This window comes from Streptomyces sp. NPDC055632 (assembly GCF_053618675.1).
Genome location: NZ_JBSHHY010000036.1, coordinates 54,093 through 69,392, shown reverse-complemented (window position 1 = coordinate 69,392; position 15,300 = coordinate 54,093). Strand labels below are relative to the sequence as shown.

General features: G+C 71.6%; 15 protein-coding genes. 8 read left to right on the top strand and 7 right to left on the bottom strand.

All coding sequences use genetic code 11. The annotated features are described in order from the left end of the window. The 7 genes from dacB to ACWGSR_RS31675 all read left to right on the top strand — a co-directional run. On the top strand, positions 1 to 1,114 hold a 1,114-nt coding region (gene dacB / locus ACWGSR_RS31705; protein ID WP_453571664.1), incomplete at its 5' end, for a D-alanyl-D-alanine carboxypeptidase/D-alanyl-D-alanine endopeptidase. Positions 1,115 to 1,168: 54 nt separating this feature from the next. Continuing rightward, the gene (locus ACWGSR_RS31700) at positions 1,169 to 2,308 is read left to right on the top strand and encodes a zinc-dependent metalloprotease (protein WP_376233675.1); all 1,140 of its coding nucleotides are present in this window, start codon (positions 1,169 to 1,171) and stop codon (positions 2,306 to 2,308) included. Between the two features lie 207 nt (positions 2,309 to 2,515). Continuing rightward, complete coding sequence (tilS, locus tag ACWGSR_RS31695) at positions 2,516 to 3,553, top strand: tRNA lysidine(34) synthetase TilS (protein WP_376233678.1); 1,038 nt, start codon at positions 2,516 to 2,518, stop codon at positions 3,551 to 3,553. A 41-nt stretch (positions 3,554 to 3,594) separates the two neighbouring features. After that, positions 3,595 to 4,134, top strand: a complete 540-nt coding sequence (gene hpt / locus ACWGSR_RS31690; protein WP_121832400.1) for a hypoxanthine phosphoribosyltransferase — start codon at positions 3,595 to 3,597, stop codon at positions 4,132 to 4,134. A gap of 171 nt (positions 4,135 to 4,305) precedes the next feature. After that, a complete protein-coding gene (gene ftsH, locus ACWGSR_RS31685) occupies positions 4,306 to 6,327 on the top strand; it encodes an ATP-dependent zinc metalloprotease FtsH (protein WP_376233681.1) in 2,022 nt (673 codons plus the stop codon). Between the two features lie 95 nt (positions 6,328 to 6,422). Continuing rightward, a complete protein-coding gene (folE, locus tag ACWGSR_RS31680) occupies positions 6,423 to 7,028 on the top strand; it encodes a GTP cyclohydrolase I FolE (RefSeq protein WP_351971769.1) in 606 nt (201 codons plus the stop codon). A gap of 71 nt (positions 7,029 to 7,099) precedes the next feature. Further along, entirely contained in the window at positions 7,100 to 8,101 is a 1,002-nt protein-coding gene (locus tag ACWGSR_RS31675) for a hypothetical protein (protein ID WP_453571659.1), read from the top strand. Positions 8,102 to 8,104: 3 nt separating this feature from the next. Here the strand turns inward: ACWGSR_RS31675 and ACWGSR_RS31670 are convergent, their stop codons facing one another. The 6 genes from ACWGSR_RS31670 to ACWGSR_RS31645 form a co-directional block, all read right to left on the bottom strand. Beyond that, a complete protein-coding gene (locus tag ACWGSR_RS31670) occupies positions 8,105 to 8,581 on the bottom strand; it encodes a DUF3180 domain-containing protein (RefSeq protein WP_453571656.1) in 477 nt (158 codons plus the stop codon). Positions 8,582 to 8,628: 47 nt separating this feature from the next. Then, entirely contained in the window at positions 8,629 to 9,228 is a 600-nt protein-coding gene (folK, locus tag ACWGSR_RS31665) for a 2-amino-4-hydroxy-6-hydroxymethyldihydropteridine diphosphokinase (RefSeq protein WP_121832392.1), read from the bottom strand. Beyond that, complete coding sequence (gene folB / locus ACWGSR_RS31660) at positions 9,225 to 9,584, bottom strand: dihydroneopterin aldolase (protein WP_356539075.1); 360 nt, start codon at positions 9,582 to 9,584, stop codon at positions 9,225 to 9,227. Before folB ends, folK begins: the two co-directional genes overlap by 4 nt. 134 nt (positions 9,585 to 9,718) lie before the next feature. Further along, the gene (locus ACWGSR_RS31655) at positions 9,719 to 10,150 is read right to left on the bottom strand and encodes a nuclear transport factor 2 family protein (protein WP_376233744.1); all 432 of its coding nucleotides are present in this window, start codon (positions 10,148 to 10,150) and stop codon (positions 9,719 to 9,721) included. A gap of 56 nt (positions 10,151 to 10,206) precedes the next feature. Next, on the bottom strand, positions 10,207 to 11,067 hold the full coding sequence (gene folP / locus ACWGSR_RS31650; RefSeq protein WP_453571651.1) for a dihydropteroate synthase: 861 nt from the start codon (positions 11,065 to 11,067) through the stop codon (positions 10,207 to 10,209). Positions 11,068 to 11,168: 101 nt separating this feature from the next. Continuing rightward, positions 11,169 to 13,016 (bottom strand): phosphatidylglycerol lysyltransferase domain-containing protein, encoded by a 1,848-nt coding sequence (locus ACWGSR_RS31645; RefSeq protein WP_453571648.1) that lies wholly within the window; start codon positions 13,014 to 13,016, stop codon positions 11,169 to 11,171. 165 nt (positions 13,017 to 13,181) lie between these two features. Here ACWGSR_RS31645 and ACWGSR_RS31640 point away from each other — a divergent pair, with 165 nt between their 5' ends. Further along, positions 13,182 to 14,294: an alpha/beta hydrolase gene (locus tag ACWGSR_RS31640; protein WP_453571645.1), complete on the top strand. Its 1,113-nt coding sequence runs from the start codon at positions 13,182 to 13,184 to the stop codon at positions 14,292 to 14,294. 18 nt (positions 14,295 to 14,312) lie between these two features. Here the strand turns inward: ACWGSR_RS31640 and ACWGSR_RS31635 are convergent, their stop codons facing one another. After that, a complete protein-coding gene (locus ACWGSR_RS31635; protein WP_376233693.1) occupies positions 14,313 to 15,278 on the bottom strand; it encodes an ABC transporter ATP-binding protein in 966 nt (321 codons plus the stop codon). Positions 15,279 to 15,300: the final 22 nt, after the last annotated feature.

Genomic DNA, 15,300 nt, shown 5'->3' with positions numbered 1-15,300 from the left:
CCTCGCCGACCCCGGCCTCGGCCCCCTCCGCACCGCCTCCGTCGTCGACACCGCCACCGGGAAGCAGCTCTACGGCGAGGGCGCCGCCACCCCCATGACCCCCGCCTCCACCGTCAAGATCGCCACCGCCGCGGCCGCCCTCTCCGCCCTCGGCCCCGACCACCGCATCGCCACCACCACGACCGCCGCCCCCGACGGGAAGACCGTCACCCTCACCGGCGGCGGCGACCCCACCCTCGACGACAACCGCCTCGGGGCCCTCGCCGCCGACACCGCCCGCGCCCTCAAGGCCCGCGGCCGCACCTCCGTGCGCCTCGCCTACGACACGAGCCTCTACACCGGCCCCGGCGTCCACCCCATCGGCCCCAACGAGAACATCGCCCCCGTCACCGCCCTCATGACCCGCGCCGGACGCCTCGGCACCGGCCACAGCGGCCCCGCGCCCCGCAGCACCGACCCCGCCCGCGACACCGCCACCGCCTTCGCCGCCCTCCTCACCCGCGCCGGCGTCACGGTCACCGGCGCCCCCGCCCCCGGCCGCACCCCCGGGGCCGCGCCCCTCGCCCGCACCCACTCCGCCCCCCTCGCCGACCTCGTCGAACGCACCCTCACCCACAGCGACAACGACCTCGCCGAAGCCCTCGCCCGGCAGACCGCCCTCGCCCGCAAGCTCCCCGCGAGCTTCGACGGCGCCGGAAAGGCCGTCCGGGCCGAACTCGCCGCCCTCGGCCTCCCCGTCGCCGGAACCCGCTTCGCCGACGGCAGCGGCCTCGACCGGAACGACCGCGTCTCCGCCGCCCTCCTCACCGGCCTCCTCACCCGGGCGGCCGACCCCGCCCGCCCCGCCCTGCGCCCCCTGCTCACCGGCCTCCCCGTCGGCGGCTTCACCGGCACCCTCGCCGACCGCTTCGACACCGCCCCCGCCGGAGCCGGACTCGTCCGCGCCAAGACCGGCACCCTCACCGGCGTCAACACCCTCGCCGGCACCGTCGTCACCCCCGACGGACGCCTCCTCGCCTTCGCCTTCCTCGCCGGCCGCACCCCCTCCCCGTACCAGGCCCAGCCCGCCCTCGACCGCCTCTCCGCCGCCCTCGCCGGACAGGACCGCCCGTGACGAGGTCCGTACCGAACACACACCGAACGGGCCCCGAGACCGTACGGTTGACACATGACGAGCATCGGTGGAGCAGGCACAGCCGGGATGGTCGACTGGAACCTCGCGGTCGCGACCGCGACCCGCCTCGTGCGGCCCGGACCCGAAGTCAGCCGCGACGAGGCCCGCGAGGTCGTCGCCGAACTCCGCAGGCACGCCAAGGCCTCGGAAGAACACGTCCGCGCCTACACCCGGATGATCCCCGAGGGCCACGAGCCCCCCGACACCCCCGTCCTCGTCGTCGACCGCGCCGGCTGGATCAAGGCCAACGTCGCCGGCTTCCGCGAACTCCTCACGCCCCTCCTCGGCAAGATGCAGGAACGCCGCTCCGCCGTCCCCGGCAGCGCCGTCCTCGGCGCCGTCGGCGGCAAGGTCACCGGCGTCGAGCTCGGCATGCTCCTGTCCTTCCTCGCCTCCCGCATCCTCGGCCAGTACGAGACCTTCGCCCCCGCCGGCCGCGACCTCCCCGCCGGGGCGAACGGCGGCGGGCGCCTCCTCCTCGTCGCCCCCAACATCGTCCACGTCGAGCGCGAACTCGAAGTCTCCCCGCACGACTTCCGGCTCTGGGTCTGCCTCCACGAGGAGACCCACCGCACCCAGTTCACCGCCGTCCCCTGGCTCCGCGACCACCTCCAGGGCGAAATCCAGTCGTTCCTCGCCGCCACCGACGTCGACCCCGGCACCTTCGTCGAACGCCTCCGCGAAGCCGCCCAGACCCTCGTCGGCGGACGCCCCGAAGGAGAGGAGGGCGAACCCGCCCCCTCCCTCGTCGAACTCGTCCAGTCCCCCGAACAGCGCGAGATCCTCGGCCGCCTCACCGCCGTCATGTCCCTCCTCGAAGGACACGCCGACTACGTCATGGACGGCGTCGGCCCCCAGGTCGTCCCCTCCGTCGCCGAGATCCGCGAGAAGTTCCAGGCCCGCCGCGCCCGCGGCGCCTCCCGCCTCGACCTCGCCCTCCGCAAGCTCCTCGGCCTCGACGCCAAGCTCCGCCAGTACCGCGACGGCGAACGCTTCGTCCGCGCCGTCGTCGACCAGGTCGGCATGGACGGCTTCAACCGCGTCTGGACCTCCCCCAACACGCTCCCCACCAAGAGCGAGATCGCCGCCCCCGCCGACTGGATCGCGAGGGTGCACCGTAGGGCAGACTCGTGAGACGGGTGGGGCGGACGGCGCGGGAACACCGGCGGACACCCCGCCAATCACCCGTCCGAGGGACCCTGAGCACGGGGTGAGGCGTGCAATGCTCGGGTAACGGCCGGGTTTCTGTCACCATCGACGCACTCTGAGTGACCGAACCCCCCATTCCGACCGTTAAGACTCCGACCGAGGCACCCCACCCCATCACGAAGGGCACCGGACATGGGTCCCCATCCTGCGGTCGCGGCGATACGCCTGGCGGTCCGCCGCGTACTCCACGACGTCCTCACAGAACACCGGGCAGAGCACCGGAACACCCCTCCCCCCACCACGGCCGACGCGCACACCACCCCCCTCGTGCTCGTCGCCTGCTCCGGAGGCGCCGACTCCATGGCGCTCGCCTCCGCCCTCGCCTTCGAGGCCCGCAAACTCCCCGTGCGCGCCGGCGGCATCACCGTCGACCACGGCCTCCAGGACGGCTCCGACACCCGGGCCGCCGAGGTCGCCGAACGCATGACCGCGCTCGGCCTCACCCCCTCCGAGGCCGTCGCCGTCACCGTCGGCCGCGAAGGAGGACCCGAGGCCGCCGCCCGCGACGCCCGCTACGCCGCCCTCGACGCCGCCGCCGAGCGCCACGGCGCCGCCGCGGTCCTCCTCGGCCACACGCGCGACGACCAGGCCGAGACCGTCCTCCTCGGCCTGGCCCGCGGCTCCGGAATCCGCTCCCTCTCCGGCATGGCCGCCGTCTCCGGCGCCACCCGCCGCTACCGGCGCCCCTTCCTCCAGCTCGACCGCCAGACCGTCCGCAAGGCCTGCGTCGCACAGGAACTCGCCGTCTGGGACGACCCCCACAACACCGACCCCGCCTACACCCGCTCCCGACTCCGCCACGAAGGCCTCCCCGCCCTGGAGAAGGCCCTCGGCAAAGGCGTCGTCGAAGCCCTCGCCCGCACGGCACAGCTCTCCCGCGACGACGCCGACGCCCTCGACACCTGGGCCGCCGACGCCGAGACCGCCGTGCGCGACGAGGCCGGCGCCCTGGAATGCGCCAAACTCTTCGGACTGCCCCCCGCCGTGCGCCGCCGCGTCCTGCGCCGCGCCGTCATCGCCGAGGGCGCACCCGCCGGATCCCTCTTCGCCCGCCACATCGAGGAAGTCGACCGCCTCGTCACCGGCTGGCGCGGCCAGGGAGCCATCAACCTGCCCGGCCGCGTCGAAGCCCGCCGCCAGGGTGGCAGACTGGTCATCCGGCAAGGCTGACGCACGCTGCAACGAAAGTGACCCGGGTGAACGAGAAGGACATGGGCACCGACCTCCAGTCGGTGCTCATCACCAAGGAAGAGATCGACGCCAAGCTGGCAGAGCTGGCCGCGAAGATCGACACGGAATACGCGGGCAAGGACCTGCTCATCGTCGGCGTCCTCAAGGGCGCGGTGATGGTGATGGCGGATCTGGCTCGCGCCCTGTCCACCCCCGTCACCATGGACTGGATGGCCGTCTCCTCCTACGGAGCCGGCACCCAGTCCTCCGGCGTCGTCCGCATCCTCAAGGACCTCGACACCGACATCAAGGGCAAGCACGTCCTGATCGTCGAGGACATCATCGACTCCGGTCTGACCCTGTCCTGGCTCCTGTCCAACCTCGGCTCGCGCGAGCCCGCCTCCCTGGAGGTGTGCACCCTCCTGCGCAAGCCCGAGGCCGCCAAGGTCGCCATCGACGTCAAGTGGATCGGCTTCGACATCCCCAACGAGTTCGTCGTCGGCTACGGCCTCGACTACGCGGAGAAGTACCGGAACCTCCCCTTCGTCGGCACGCTCGCCCCGCACGTCTACGGCGGCTGAAACCACGGCCGTACGGGGAACCCGCACCGCCTTCCCTCCGTTGAACCACGGGAAGGCGGTCGCGGGCGACGATGCTGAGGTACCGTCCGAAGAACAGCTTTTTCACACAGCAGTACTCACAGCAGCATTTTCCTACGGGCAGGAGGGACGGAGCGCTGTCGCTCCGTATGGATGGACGTGAAGCGATACTTCCGTGGGCCGGTCATGTGGATCGTGCTGGCCGTCCTCGCCGTGGTCGTGCTGATGCAGGTCGTCGGCTCGTCCGAGGGCTACAAGACGGTGGACACCGGCCAGGTCGTCCAGGCGATCGACAAGAACCAGGTCAAGCAGGCAAAGCTCACCACCGGCGACGAGCAGCTCATCAAGATCGACCTCGTCGACGGCCAGAAGATCAACAAGAGCGACAAGATCCAGGCCAGCTACATCGGCAGCCAGGGCGCCGCCCTCGCCGACAAGCTCCAGGACAAGTTCGAGGCCGGGCAGATCGAGAAGGGCTACACCGTCTCCCCGACGAAGCAGTCGCCCTTCGTCTCGATCCTGCTCTCCCTCCTCCCCTTCGTCCTCATCGTGGTCGTCTTCCTCTTCCTGATGAACCAGATGCAGGGCGGCGGCTCCCGCGTCATGCAGTTCGGCAAGTCCAAGGCGAAGCTCATCACCAAGGACACGCCGAAGACCACCTTCGCCGACGTCGCCGGCTCGGACGAGGCCGTCGAGGAACTCCACGAGATCAAGGAATTCCTCCAGGAGCCCGCCAAGTTCCAGGCCGTCGGCGCCAAGATCCCCAAGGGCGTCCTGCTCTACGGTCCGCCCGGAACCGGCAAGACGCTCCTCGCGCGCGCCGTCGCCGGCGAGGCCGGGGTCCCGTTCTACTCGATCTCCGGCTCCGACTTCGTCGAGATGTTCGTCGGCGTCGGCGCCTCCCGGGTCCGCGACCTCTTCGAGCAGGCCAAGGCCAACGCACCGGCCATCGTCTTCGTCGACGAGATCGACGCCGTCGGACGCCACCGCGGCGCCGGCCTCGGCGGCGGCCACGACGAGCGCGAGCAGACCCTCAACCAGCTCCTCGTCGAGATGGACGGCTTCGACGTCAAGGGCGGCGTCATCCTGATCGCCGCCACGAACCGCCCCGACATCCTCGACCCGGCGCTGCTGCGCCCCGGCCGCTTCGACCGGCAGATCGCCGTCGACCGCCCGGACATGCAGGGCCGCCTGGAGATCCTCAAGGTCCACCAGAAGGGCAAGCCGGTCGCCCCGGACGTCGACCTCGGCGCCGTCGCCCGACGCACCCCCGGCTTCACCGGCGCGGACCTCTCCAACGTCCTCAACGAGGCGGCGCTCCTCACCGCCCGCAGCGACCAGAAGCTGATCGACAACAAGGCGCTGGACGAGGCGATCGACCGCGTGGTCGCGGGCCCGCAGAAGCGGACCCGGATCATGTCGGACAAGGAGAAGAAGATCACCGCGTACCACGAGGGCGGCCACGCCCTGGTCGCGGCGGCCTCGCCGAACTCCGACCCCGTCCACAAGATCACCATCCTGTCCCGCGGCCGCGCCCTGGGCTACACGATGGTCCTGCCGGACGAGGACAAGTACTCGACCACCCGCAACGAGATGCTCGACCAGCTCGCCTACATGCTGGGCGGACGCGCCGCCGAGGAACTGGTCTTCCACGACCCGACCACCGGCGCCGCGAACGACATCGAGAAGGCCACCGCCACGGCCCGCGCGATGGTCACCCAGTACGGCATGACCGAGCGCCTCGGCGCGATCAAGTTCGGCGGCGACAACACCGAGCCCTTCCTCGGGCGCGAGATGGCGCACCAGCGCGACTACTCGGAAGAGGTCGCGGCGCTGGTCGACGAAGAGGTCAAGAAGCTCATCGAGACCGCCCACAACGAGGCCTGGGAGATCCTCGTCGAGAACCGCGACGTCCTCGACAACCTGGTCCTCGCCCTCCTGGAGAAGGAGACCCTCAACAAGGAGCAGATCGCCGAGATCTTCGCGCCGATCGTGAAGCGACCGGCCCGCCCGGCGTGGACCGGCTCCTCCCGCCGCACCCCCTCCACGCGCCCGCCGGTCCTCTCCCCCAAGGAGCTGGCCCTGACGAACAGCGCGAACGGATCGTCCACCCCGGTGGACACCACCAAGGGCATCGACATCGCCCCGGTGGACCCCCCGTCCCCGGAGGACTGACCCCGGCGGACCCGGAATGGATCCCGCGCCCCCACAGGTTTTAGCCTGTGGGGGCGCGGCCATTCGCGCACACAGGCATACGGAACGAGGCAAAGATGACCGACCCGGTGACCCTGGACGGCGAGGGCAGGATCGGCGACTTCGACGAGAAGCGCGCCGAGAACGCCGTACGAGAGCTCCTCATCGCGGTCGGCGAGGACCCGGACCGCGAGGGCCTGCGGGAGACGCCGGCGCGGGTGGCGCGGGCGTACAAGGAGCTTTTCGCGGGACTGTGGCAGAAGCCCGAGGACGTGCTGACGACGACGTTCGATCTGGGGCACGACGAGATGGTCCTGGTGAAGGACATCGAACTGACTTCCCAATGTGAACATCATTTGCTCCCATTTCATGGCGTAGCGCACATTGGTTATATTCCGGCGGAATCGGGCAAGATCACGGGTCTGTCCAAGCTGGCGCGCCTCGTCGACGTCTTCGCCCGCCGTCCCCAGGTGCAGGAGCGCCTGACGACGCAGATCGCCGACTCCCTGATGGACATCCTCGAAGCGCGCGGCGCGATCGTCGTCATCGAGGCCGAGCACATGTGCATGTCGGTGCGTGGCATCCGCAAGCCGGGCGCGAAGACGACGACCTCGGCGGTACGGGGACAACTTCGCAACGCTACTACGCGTGCCGAGGCCATGTCCTTGATATTGGCTCGCTAGTAGCGGACGGTCCGCCCTGCTCCATACCGTCCTCGATCAGTGGAATTGCTCGCTGATCAAGGGGGATCGGTATGGGGTACGGGCCGACCAGCAAGATGCTGGTGAACCTGGTGGACGGTTGTGTTCCAGCGAAGGATGTGGCCCCGGGAAGCATGATGTGGACGCTGGACGGCGACCGGACGGTACGAACCACGGTCGTGGACGTGATGGCGGCGAAGGCGCGCACCGCCGTCGACGTGGTCACGGACCACATGACCTTCACGGCCAGCCCGGACCTGCTGCTGGCGACGCCGGAGGGCTGGGTGCACGCGGCTGACGCGGTGGGGAAGACGGTCGCCTGGACACATGCGCGGAAGCTGTGCCGGGAGCGGCTGACGATCAAGCCGGGGTACGAGTTCGGGTACTTCGTCGGGGCCACCTGCGCGGACGGGACCGTCCACAAGAACTATGTGTCCCTGATCGTCAATGACGAGGGTTTCGCTTCTCGGTACGCGGCTGCTTTGACAGCCTGCACCGGGCTTTCCGCGCGGTTGGAGATGGTCAGCCGGCCGTCCGGGTACCTCAAACGAGATGTGGCGGGTTTCCGAGTCCGTGTGGTCTCTTCATACCTGTCCGACCTGGTGCGTCAGTACGTGGGCGGCGATGCCCACCACATGCGCCAGCGCTTCCCCCGTGTGGTCCTGCAAGACACGGAGACGTTCGCAGGCTTCATGGACGGTTACGTGGACGGGGATGGCTGTCGAGTCACGTGGGGTAACTACGAGGGTCGGGTGGTGGCAAGCGCCAATGTTCCATTCCTGAGCGAATGGGCACCGATCATCGGAGCGCGTTTTACACCCGAGGGCGTACCGGGTCGGGTATCGCGGTTGTACATTGCCGACCGCTGGCCCAGTCGTGGCACCTACCAGCCCGAGGAACACTCCTTGCAACTTCAGGAGTCCTCCTGGATCAGGGTCCACGAGGTCCGCCCGCGCCCCGCTCTCGGCACCAAGCCCTTCACGTTCTACGGCTACCGCCTCGCCCCGTACCCCACCTTCCTCCTGAACGGGCACCTCGTGCGAGAGCCCTGGTAGGGATCAGGCGGCCGACGGCCGGTCCTCGTCGTCCTCCGGCAGCCTGCAGACGCGTTCCAGGAAGAAGGCGGCCGCGACGACGGCCAGGCCCGCCAGGACCGCGAGGGCCGCGTAGAGGGCCTGGTCGCGGCGGGCCGGGACGTCGAGGGAGCCGAGGAGGAAGACGCCCGTGCCGCCGTACATGCCGGCGACGAGGGCGGCGACCAGGGCGCTGGCCTGGCCGAAGACCACCGCGCGGGCCGCCATCAGGGGCTCGACGCCCTTGGCGCCGGGGCGGCGCTCCCGCTGGGCCCTGAGGCGGGCGCGGAGGGAGAGGGCGGTCGCGGTGAGGACGACGGCGATCACGGCGAGGACGATCGGCGCGGCGACCGGCACGCTCGGGAGGGTGCCGACGGCGTCCCAGAGCCGGGCGCCGCCCCAGGAGAGGATCCCGGCCGTCAGGAACAGTCCGGCGAGCACCTTCAGCCGCAGTTGTTTCACCGGGTGTCCTTCGTGTGGTCGCGGGCGGTCTGCCACGAGCCTAACGACTACTCGGGCAGACGGAGTTCCAGGTCGGCACGGAGGGTGACGCCCTCGTCGCCGACGGAGGAGAGGAGGCCGGCGACCGGTCCGTGGCCGGGGAGCTGGGCCTCGGGGTCCACGTCGTGCCAGGGGGCGAGGACGAAGGCGCGCTGGTGGGCGCGGGGGTGGGGCAGGGTGAGGACGGGGTCGTCGGAGACGACGTCCGCGTACGCGACGATGTCGACGTCGATGGTGCGGGGGCCCCAGCGCTCCTCGCGGACGCGGTGGAAGGCCTCCTCGACGGCGTGGGCGCGCTCCAGGAGGGAGGAGGGCGGCAGGGTCGTCTTCACGAGGGCGACGGCGTTGAAGTACGAGGGCTGGCTGCCGGGGTCGACGCCCCAGGGCTCGGTCTCGTAGACGGGGGAGACGGCCTTGACCCGGAGGCCGGGGGTGTCGGCGAGGGCGTCGACGGCGCCCTGGAGGGTCTCCAGGCGGTTGCCGAGGTTGGCGCCGAGGGCGAGGACGGCCCAGCGGGGGTTGGAGAGGGTGGTGTCGGCGGCGTCGACGGTCTCGACGACGGAGGCGGGTACGGGCTGGACGGTGGGGTCGCTGTGCGTCGCTTTCATCGTCGGCTCCGGGTGATCGTGACGGTGACGTCGTCGAAGGGCACGGTGATGGGCGCGTCCGGCTTGTGGACGACGACCTCCACCTCCTGTACCCCGGCGTGGCTCAGGCACTTCTGGGCGATGCGTTCGGCGAGGGTTTCGATGAGGTCGACGGGCTCGCCCTGGACGACGTCGACGACCTCCTCGGCGACGATCCCGTAGTGGACGGTCTTCGTGAGGTCGTCCCCGGCGGCGGCGGGACGGGTGTCCAGGCCGAGGGTCAGGTCCACGATGAAGGTCTGGCCCTCCTCGCGCTCCTTGGGGAAGACGCCGTGGTGGCCCCGGGCCTTGAGGCCGCGCAGCGCGACACGATCCACGCGAATCACTCCTGCTGTCGTAGTTCGGGTGGCCACGCAGCCGGGTGCGGACGGCCGGGTGTCCGTCGTCGAATCTACCCGCGAGGACCGACAGGGCGTGCCCGCGGGGGGCCGGGGGTGGGCGGAGCCGCAGGTCAGGCGGGTGCTTCGGGGTCGTCGGGGGCGTCGTCCAGGGTGGGTTCGGCGGGGTCGGTGCCGTCGGTCTCCGCGAGGACGGGGGAGGCGTGGTGGGACCAGATGCGCCAGCCGTCGGGGGTGCGGCGGAAGACGTTGGTGGCGACGACGAGCTGTCCGACGAGGGGTCCGAGTTCGGCGCCGTCCTCGGCGGGGCCGCCGCTGAGGATGTTCTCGGTGCAGGTGACGAGGGCGGTGTCGCCGGCCAGGGAGATCCTGAGGTCGGTGAGGAAGAACTGGATGTAGTCGGTGTTCGCCATGATCAGGGCGTACGAGCGGAGGACCTCGCCGCGGCCGGTGAGGGCGGGCCAGCCGGGGTGGACGCAGGTGACGGGTGCGGTGTCGTCGTCGAGCCAGAGGCCGGAGACGGTTTCGAAGTCGCCGGTCTCCATCGCCTCGTAGAAGGCGGTGTTGGCGGCTTCGACGGCGGCTTCGTCGGTGGCGGGGGTCACCTGGCTCCTTCGACCGCGCGGGCGACCCTGACGGCGTCGGCGGTGGCGCGGACCTCGTGGACGCGGACGGCCCACGCGCCCGCGTGGGCGGCGAGGGCGGAGACGGCGGCGGTGGCGGCGTCGCGCTCGCGGGCGGGGGGCGGGGCGGCGCCCTCGTGGGCGAGGACGTGGCCGAGGAAGCGTTTGCGGGAGGCGGCCACGAGGAGGGGGCGGCCGAGGGCGTGGAGTTCGGGGAGGCGGGCGACGAGGGCCAGGTCGTGGGGGGCGAGCTTGGCGAAGCCGAGGCCGGGGTCGATGACGACGCGGTCGAGGTCGACGCCGCCGTCGACGACGGCCTCCAGGCGGGTGCGGAGTTCGGTGAGGACCTCGGCGACGACGTCGTCGTACACGGCGAGGCTGTTCATGGTGTCGCTGAAGCCGCGCCAGTGCATGACGACGAAGGGGACTTCGGCGGCGGCGACGGCGGGGACCATGCCGGGGTCGGCGAGGCCGCCGCTGACGTCGTTGACGAGGACGGCGCCGGCTTCGACGGCGCGGGCGGCGACGGTGGCGCGCATGGTGTCGACGGAGACGGTGACGCCTTCGGCGGCGAGGCCGCGGACGACGGGAACGACGCGGCGGAGTTCTTCCTCCTCGTCGACGCGGGGGGCTCCGGGGCGGGTGGACTCGCCGCCGACGTCGACGAGGTCGGCGCCCTGGGCGACGAGGTGGAGGCCGTGTTTGACGGCGGCCGTGGTGTCGAACCAGCGGCCGCCGTCGGAGAAGGAGTCGGGGGTCACGTTGACCACGCCCATGACCGCGCAGCGGTCCCACTCCGGCAGGCCCCGGGCCGTGCCCCGGTCGATCGTCGTACTCATGGGACCAGCGTAGGGGGTGTCCCGTCGATCGGGCCGGACGCCGTGGGCCCGGCCCGACCGACGGGACGCCCTCCGGGGGCCCGGGTGGGGTGCGGGGGGTCTCAGGCGGCGCGGGCCCCGTGCTCGGCGGGGCGGGCCGGGGTGATGTGGGCGCAGGGGCGGGGGGCCGGTGCGGGTCGGCGGCGGGTGAAGGGGCGGGGGAGGGAGAGGTTCACGAAGCCTTCGGCCTGCATGGCGGCGAAGCCGATGCGGGGGAGGTCGCGGCTGGTGCGGTAGACGACGAAGCGGGGTTCCCAGCGGGGCCGGAACTTGGCGTTGAACTTGTAGAGGGACTCGATCTGGAACCAACGGGAGAGGAAGACGAGGAGTCCGCGCCAGAGGCGGAGGACGGGTCCGGCGCCGATCTTCTCGCCGCGGGCGAGGGCGGCGCGGAACATGGCGAAGTTGAGGGAGACGCGGGCGATGCCGAGGGCGGGGGAGGCCTGGAGGGCGGCGACGATGAGGAGCTCGTTCATGCCGGGGTCGGCGGAGCGGTCGCGGCGCATGAGTTCGAGGGACATGCCGTCGCGGCCCCAGGGGACGAAGTGGATGATCGCCTTGAGGTCGCCGTAGGGGGAGTCCCCGGTGCCGGTGTCGTCGGTCTTGTGGGCGGTCGCTATCACGGCGTCGCCGTCGCCGGGGGCGCCGATGCGGCCGAGGGCCATGGAGAAGCCGCGTTCGGTGTCGGTGCCGCGCCAGTCGGCGGCGGCGCGGCGGACGCGTTCGAGTTCGGCGTCGTCGAGGTCACGGACGCGGCGGACGCGGGTGGTGTAGCCGTTGCGCTCGATGCGCGTGACCATCTGGCGGACGTTGCGCATGGCCCGGCCGGAGAGGGAGAAATCCGCGACGTCGACGACCGCCTCGTCGCCGAGTTCGAGGGCGTCGAGGCCGGTCTCGCGGGTCCAGACCTGGCCGCCGGTCTCGGAGCAGCCCATGACAGCGGGGGTCCAGGAGTGGATCTTGGCCTCGTCCATGAAGCGTTCGATGGCGCCGGGCCAGGCCTCGACGTCGCCGATGGGGTCGCCGCTGGCGAGCATGACGCCGGAGACGACGCGGTAGCAGACGGCGGCCTTGCCGCTGGGGGAGAAGATGACGCCCTTGTCGCGGCGGAGGGCGAAGTGGCCGAGGGAGTCGCGGCCGCCGTGCCGGTCGAGGAGGGCGCGCAGCCGGGTCTCGTCGTCGTCGGTGAGGCGGGCGGCGGGGTGTTCGGGGCGGAAGGCCAGGTAGACGGTGGTGAGGGCGGTGAGCATGCCGAGGGCGCCGAGGGAGTAGCCGACGGTCCAGTCGACGCCGTTGGTGTAGCCGACGGGGCCTTCGAAGCCGAGGAGTCCGTACAGGACGTGTTCGAGGCGGTCGGTGAGGCTGGGGCTGCCGATGACGCGGCGCGGGTGGGCGCTGACGATGACGAGGCCGAGGGCGATGGAGCCGGCGCCCATGACGACGAAGTTGGCGAGGGCGCGCCAGCGGCTGCGGGGGTCGGGGAGGGCGGCGAACTGGCCGCGGTGGCGGACCAGGAGGGCGAGGAGGGCGAGGGAGAGGAGGGCGCCGAGGACGGAGTGGCGCCAGACGAACTGGGCGGTGGCGCCGAGGGGGAGGAGGACGACGGCGGCGCGCCAGGCGCGGCGCTTGTGGCGCTTGAGGCCGTGGGCGAGGAGCAGCAGGAGGACGCCGGCGCTCAGGGAGAGGGCGGCGGAGAGGGGGCCGAGGGTGCCGGGGAGGACTTCGGCGACGGCGTGGACGCGGCTGGCGCGGAAGCGGGGGAAGACTCCGGCGGCGATGTCGAGGAGTCCGACGAGGGTGCAGGCGGTGCCGACGAGGGAGGGCACCTTCTCGGGCGCGGGGCCGCGGAGAATCCGGCGTACTCGAACCGGAACCAATCCCTTTTTGTCCCCATCTACCGTGACAGACATGGCTTCCCGTACTTCCCGTGGTCCTGCGCAGGGTCTTTGACTCCGGTCGGGCCCTGCGGCGCGTTCGGCGGGCCGTTCCGGCTGGTGCGCCTTCTAGGACGGCGCCGTACGGGGCCGGGTTCATCGGTTCACAGGAAATTCTCGGAAAGAAGGCTCGGTCGACTCATGGGTCTCACCAGTACCAAGGTCCTCGTGCTGGCGGTCGTGGCGGCCGTGGTGCTGTTCCTGGCCACGGTCCTGTTGTGGCCGCGGCTCGCGCGCGGCGGGTGGCGGTCGGTCGTGGGGCGGGTGGGTCTGCTGCTCGTGACGCAGGTGACGCTGTTCGCCGCGGTGGGCCTGGCGGCGAACCGGTCGTTCCTCTTCTACGGCTCGTGGGCGGACCTGTTCGGGCAGGAGCAGGACATGGGCGTGGTCGTCGACCACGGGTCGGGTTCGAAGGACCTGCGGGTGGTGGGGGAGCAGGCGGTGGACGTGCCGGGCGGCGGGCGTCCGGAGGTCGGCGGGCAGATCCAGAAGGTCGTGGTGGCGGGGGAGCGGTCGGGGATCGTCTCGCCGGCCTACGTGTACCTGCCGCCGGAGTACTTCCAGAAGGAGCACGCGGGGCGGACGTTCCCGGCGTCGGTGGTGCTCACGGGGTATCCGGGGACGGCGGAGAACCTGATCAAGGGCCTGAAGTACCCGAGGACGGCGTACGAGCAGGCGAAGCGGGGCCGGATGCAGCCGATGGTCCTGGTGATGCTGCGTCCGACGGTGGCGCCGCCCAGGGACACCGAGTGCGTGGACGTGCCGGGGGGCCCGCAGACGGAGACCTTCTTCGCGCGGGACCTGCCGAAGGCGGTCTCGGAGGCGTACCGGGTGGGGAAGGAGCCGCGGAACTGGGGCTTCATGGGGAACTCGACGGGGGCGTACTGCGCGCTGAAGATCGCGCTGCACCATCCGGACCGGTTCGCGGCGGGGGCGGGCTTCTCGGCGTACTACCGGGCGGCGGAGGACGTGACGACCGGTGACCTCTTCCGGGGTGACGACCGGCTGCGCAAGCGGGCGGACCTGCTGTGGAGCCTGGACCACTTGCCGCAGGGGAGGTCGTCGTTCCTGGTGACGACGTCGCTGAAGGGCGAGGACAACCTCAAGGGGACGCGGGAGTTCGTGCGGAAGGTGAAGAGCCCGGCGGAGGTCTCGTCGATCACGCTGGAGAGCGGCGGCCACAACTTCAACACGTGGAACCGGGAGATCCCGTCGGGGCTCGTGTGGATGGGCGGGAAGCTCAGCGCGAGGTGAGCCCGGGGGGCGCGGCCGTCACGCGGCCGTGGCCCGGCGCAGGGCGCGGTGGACGCCGGCCGGGGTGAGGACGCCGAGGGGTTCGCCGTCGGCGCCGGTGACGGTGAGGCGGCCGGTGTCGTGCTGGAGGAGCACGGCGAGCGCCTCCTTGAGGGAGGTGCCGAGGGGTACGGGGGTGCCGTCCGCGCTCCCGGGGCCCCCGGCCGGCACGGGGTCGAGGTCGGCCTCCGTGACGGGGGTGACGGCGAGCCGCTTGAGGCCGCGGTCGCTGCCGACGAAGTCGGCGACGTACGGGGTGGCGGGGGCGGCGAGGACGGTGGCGGGGGTGTCGAACTGCTCGATGCGGCCCTGTCCGTAGACGGCCATGCGGTCGCCCATGCGGACGGCCTCCTCGATGTCGTGGGTGACGAGGAGGACGGTCTTGCGGACGGTGGCCTGGAGGGCGAGGAACTCGTTCTGGAGGCGTTCGCGGACGACGGGGTCGACGGCGCCGAAGGGCTCGTCCATGAGGAGGACGGGCGGGTCGGCGGCGAGGGCGCGGGCGACGCCGACGCGCTGGCGCTGGCCGCCGGAGAGCTGGGCGGGGTAGCGGGGGCCGTAGGTGGCGGGGTCGAGGCCGACGAGGTCGAGGAGTTCGGCGGCACGCGCGCGTGCCGCCGATTTCTTCCACCCCAGGAGGGACGGGACGGTCGCGGTGTTGTCGAGGACGGTGCGGTGGGGGAAGAGGCCGACCTGCTGGATGACGTAGCCGATCTTGCGGCGCAGGGCGACCGGGTCGACGTCCGCGACGTCCTTGCCGTCGACGAGGACGCGCCCGGAGGTCGGCTCGACGAGCCGGTTGACCATCATCATCGTGGTCGTCTTGCCGCAGCCGGACGGGCCGACCAGGGTGACGAGTTCGCCCTCGGCGACCTCGAAGGAGAGGTCGTCCACGGCGGTGGTGCCGTCGTCGTACCGCTTGGTCACGTGCTCGAACCGGATCATGGTTCCCCATTCTGGCCCCTGG